The following is a 3634-nucleotide window of genomic DNA, read 5'->3' on the forward strand; positions in this document are numbered from 1 at the left end:
TACTCGGCTACGAACCGAGCGGTCGGAGGTTCGAATCCTCCCGGATGCACCATCTTCTCCAAAAATTTCCCTCAAAAAACATCTCATTTCTAAATAACTATTTTATCCATATCCTGAATAATCTTCCCCTTCGCATCGGCGACAAAATCAAGCAATTACGCTAAAGTAGCGTCATATTTTTCGACTTGCGAGAAGACAATGTACGAGCGTTATGCAGGTTTAATTTTTGATATGGATGGCACAATCCTGGATACAGAACCCACGCACCGTAAAGCGTGGCGTGAAGTATTAGGACGCTACGGTCTTCAGTACGATGTACAGGCCATGATTGCGCTTAATGGCTCGCCCACCTGGCGTATAGCCCAGGCGATCATTGAGCTTAATCAGGCCGATCTCGATCCCCATGCATTAGCCCGCGAGAAAACCGATGCCGTAAGAAGCATGTTGCTCGATAGCGTCGAACCGCTTCCCCTTGTTGAAGTGGTGAAAAGCTGGCACGGTCGTCGCCCAATGGCTGTCGGTACGGGAAGTGAAAGCGCCATCGCTGAGGCGCTGCTAACGCACCTCGGATTACGTCGTTATTTCGATGTAGTCATTGCTGCCGATCACGTCAAACACCATAAACCTGCACCAGACACGTTTTTGCTGTGTGCGCAGCGTATGGGCGTGCAACCAACGCATTGCGTTGTCTTTGAAGATGCCGATTTTGGTATACAGGCCGCTCGCGCCGCAGGCATGGACGCCGTGGATGTTCGCTTGCTGTGAGTGAGTCGCTATCGCTCTTCTCGTTGTTTGCCAGTAGTTTTCTCAGCGCTACACTATTACCCGGCAATTCGGAAGTTGTGCTGGTCGCAATGTTACTTTCTGGGGTGAGTCATCCCTGGGTTTTAGTATTAACAGCAACAATGGGTAATAGCCTTGGAGGGTTAACTAACGTTATCCTTGGGCGTTTCTTTCCATTGCGCAAAAGATCGCGCTGGCAAGAAAAAGCCATTGGCTGGCTGAAACGCTATGGCGCAGTCACACTCTTATTAAGCTGGATGCCAGTGATTGGCGACTTACTGTGTCTGTTAGCGGGATGGATGCGCATCTCGTGGGGACCAGTAATCTTTTTTTTGTGCCTTGGTAAAGCGTTGCGCTATGTTGCGGTTGCAGCAGCCACCGTTCAGGGCATGATGTGGTGGCACTAATTGTAGGCCTGCACACATGGCCACCATTACAGTTATGCTAATTAAAACGATTTTGACAGGCGGGAGGTCAATTTGATCCCGGACGTATCACAGGCGCTGGCCTGGCTGGAAAAACATCCTCAGGCATTAAAGGGGATACAGCGTGGTCTTGAGCGCGAAACTTTGCGTGTTAATCCAGATGGCACTCTGGCAACAACCGGTCATCCTGAAGCATTAGGTTCCGCACTGACGCATAAATGGATCACCACCGATTTTGCCGAAGCGTTGCTGGAGTTCATTACGCCGGTCGATGGCGATATTGAGCATATGCTGGCCTTTATGCGCGATTTGCATCGCTATACCGCACGTAATATTGGCGATGAGCGGATGTGGCCGTTAAGTATGCCATGTTACATCGCGGAAGGTCAGGATATCGAACTGGCGCAGTATGGCACTTCCAATACAGGGCGCTTTAAAACGCTGTACCGTGAAGGGCTGAAAAATCGCTATGGCGCGCTGATGCAAACCATCTCCGGCGTACACTACAACTTCTCGTTACCAATGGCATTCTGGCAGGCGAAGTGTGGTGATATCTCGGGCGTTGACGCCAAAGAGAAAATCTCTGCGGGCTACTTCCGCGCTATTCGTAACTACTATCGCTTCGGTTGGGTGATCCCGTACCTGTTTGGCGCTTCTCCGGCAATTTGTTCTTCTTTCCTGCAAGGTAAACCGACGTCGCTGCCGTTTGAGAAAACCGAGTGCGGCATGTATTACCTGCCGTATGCGACATCGCTACGCTTGAGCGATCTGGGCTATACCAATAAATCGCAAAGTAATCTTGGTATTACCTTTAATGATCTCTACGAGTATGTAGCGGGTCTGAAGCGGGCAATTAAAACGCCGTCGGAAGAGTACGCGAAGATTGGTCTTGAGAAAGACGGCAAGCGGCTGCAAATCAACAGCAACGTGCTGCAGATTGAAAACGAGCTGTATGCGCCGATCCGTCCGAAACGCGTTACTCGCAGCGGCGAGTCGCCTTCTGATGCGCTGTTACGCGGCGGCATTGAATATATCGAAGTGCGTTCGCTGGATATCAACCCATTCTCGCCGATTGGTGTTGATGAGCAGCAGGTGCGTTTCCTCGACCTGTTTATGGTCTGGTGTGCGCTGGCTGATGCGCCGGAAATGAGCAGTAGTGAACTTGCCTGTACATGCGTCAACTGGAACCGGGTGATCCTCGAAGGACGTAAGCCGGGGCTGACGCTGGGAATTGGCTGTGAAACTGCGCAATTCCCGTTGCCGCAGGTGGGCAAAGATCTGTTCCGCGATCTGAAACGCGTTGCGCAAACGCTGGACAGCATTAACGGCGGCGAAGCGTATCAGAAAGTGTGTGATGAACTGGTGGCCTGCTTTGATAATCCCGATCTGACTTTCTCCGCCCGTATCTTACGGTCTATGATTGATACTGGCATTGGCGGAACTGGCAAAGCGTTCGGTGAGGCTTATCGCAATTTGTTACGTGAAGAGCCGCTGGAAATTCTGCGTGAAGACGATTTTATTGCCGAGCGCGAAGCGTCTAAACGCCGTCAGCAGGAAATGGAAGCCGCAGATACCGAGTCGTTCAAGGTGTGGCTGGAAAAACACAGCTGACAGAAAAGAAAAAGGCCACTCGTGAGTGGCCAAAATTTCATCTCTGAATTCAGGGATGATGATAACAAATGCGCGTCTTTCATATACTCAGACTCGCCTGGGAACAAAGAGTTCAGAATATTTTAAAAAAAATTACCGGAGGTGGCTAAATGCCGTTGTTAGATAGCTTCACAGTCGATCATACCCGGATGGAAGCGCCTGCAGTTCGGGTGGCAAAAACAATGAACACCCCGCATGGCGATGCAATCACCGTGTTCGATCTGCGTTTCTGCGTGCCGAACAAAGAAGTAATGCCAGAAAAAGGTATCCATACCCTGGAGCATCTGTTTGCTGGTTTTATGCGCAACCATCTTAACGGCAACGGCGTTGAGATTATTGATATCTCACCAATGGGTTGCCGCACCGGTTTCTATATGAGTCTGATTGGTACGCCAGATGAGCAACGTGTTGCTGATGCCTGGAAGGCGGCAATGGAAGATGTGCTGAAAGTGAAGGATCAAAATCAGATCCCGGAACTGAATGTCTACCAGTGCGGTACTTTCCAGATGCACTCGTTGCAGGAAGCTCAGGATATTGCACGTAACATTCTGGAACGCGACGTGCGTATCAACAGCAACGAGGAGCTGGCGCTGCCGAAAGAGAAGTTGCAGGAACTGCACATCTAGTCCGTTTAAGCAGAAGAAGCCGGGCGGTGATATCACTGTCCGGCTTGCCTGATGTGCTACGCTTATCAGGTTGATGCGGGGAGCGCGCCACCCGTACGTGACGGGCGGCAAAGTGGCATTAAAAGAGATATTTCATGCCCAGCATTCCCT

At 50.7% G+C, this 3634-nt stretch carries 4 protein-coding genes; all 4 read left to right on the top strand.

Annotation, left to right across the window (positions count from 1 at the left end; genetic code table 11):
• Window positions 1-198 precede the first annotated feature (198 nt).
• The 4 genes from yqaB (at window position 199) to luxS (ending at window position 3484) form a co-directional block, all read left to right on the top strand.
• Window positions 199-765, top strand: a complete 567-nt coding sequence (gene yqaB, locus HEM79_RS22010; protein ID WP_000273322.1) for a fructose-1-phosphate/6-phosphogluconate phosphatase — start codon at window positions 199-201, stop codon at window positions 763-765.
• Complete coding sequence (locus HEM79_RS22015) at window positions 762-1190, top strand: YqaA family protein (protein WP_000004483.1); 429 nt, start codon at window positions 762-764, stop codon at window positions 1188-1190. Before yqaB ends, HEM79_RS22015 begins: the two co-directional genes overlap by 4 nt.
• Window positions 1191-1262: 72 nt before the next feature.
• The gene (gshA, locus tag HEM79_RS22020; RefSeq protein WP_176241651.1) at window positions 1263-2819 is read left to right on the top strand and encodes a glutamate--cysteine ligase; all 1557 of its coding nucleotides are present in this window, start codon (window positions 1263-1265) and stop codon (window positions 2817-2819) included.
• Between the two features lie 149 nt (window positions 2820-2968).
• Window positions 2969-3484, top strand: coding sequence for an S-ribosylhomocysteine lyase (gene luxS / locus HEM79_RS22025; protein WP_001130203.1), 516 nt, complete (start codon window positions 2969-2971; stop codon window positions 3482-3484).
• Window positions 3485-3634: the final 150 nt, after the last annotated feature.

The organism is Escherichia sp. 93.0816 (genome assembly GCF_013368855.2).
In the GTDB taxonomy this organism is placed as follows: Bacteria; Pseudomonadota; Gammaproteobacteria; order Enterobacterales; family Enterobacteriaceae; genus Escherichia; species Escherichia ruysiae.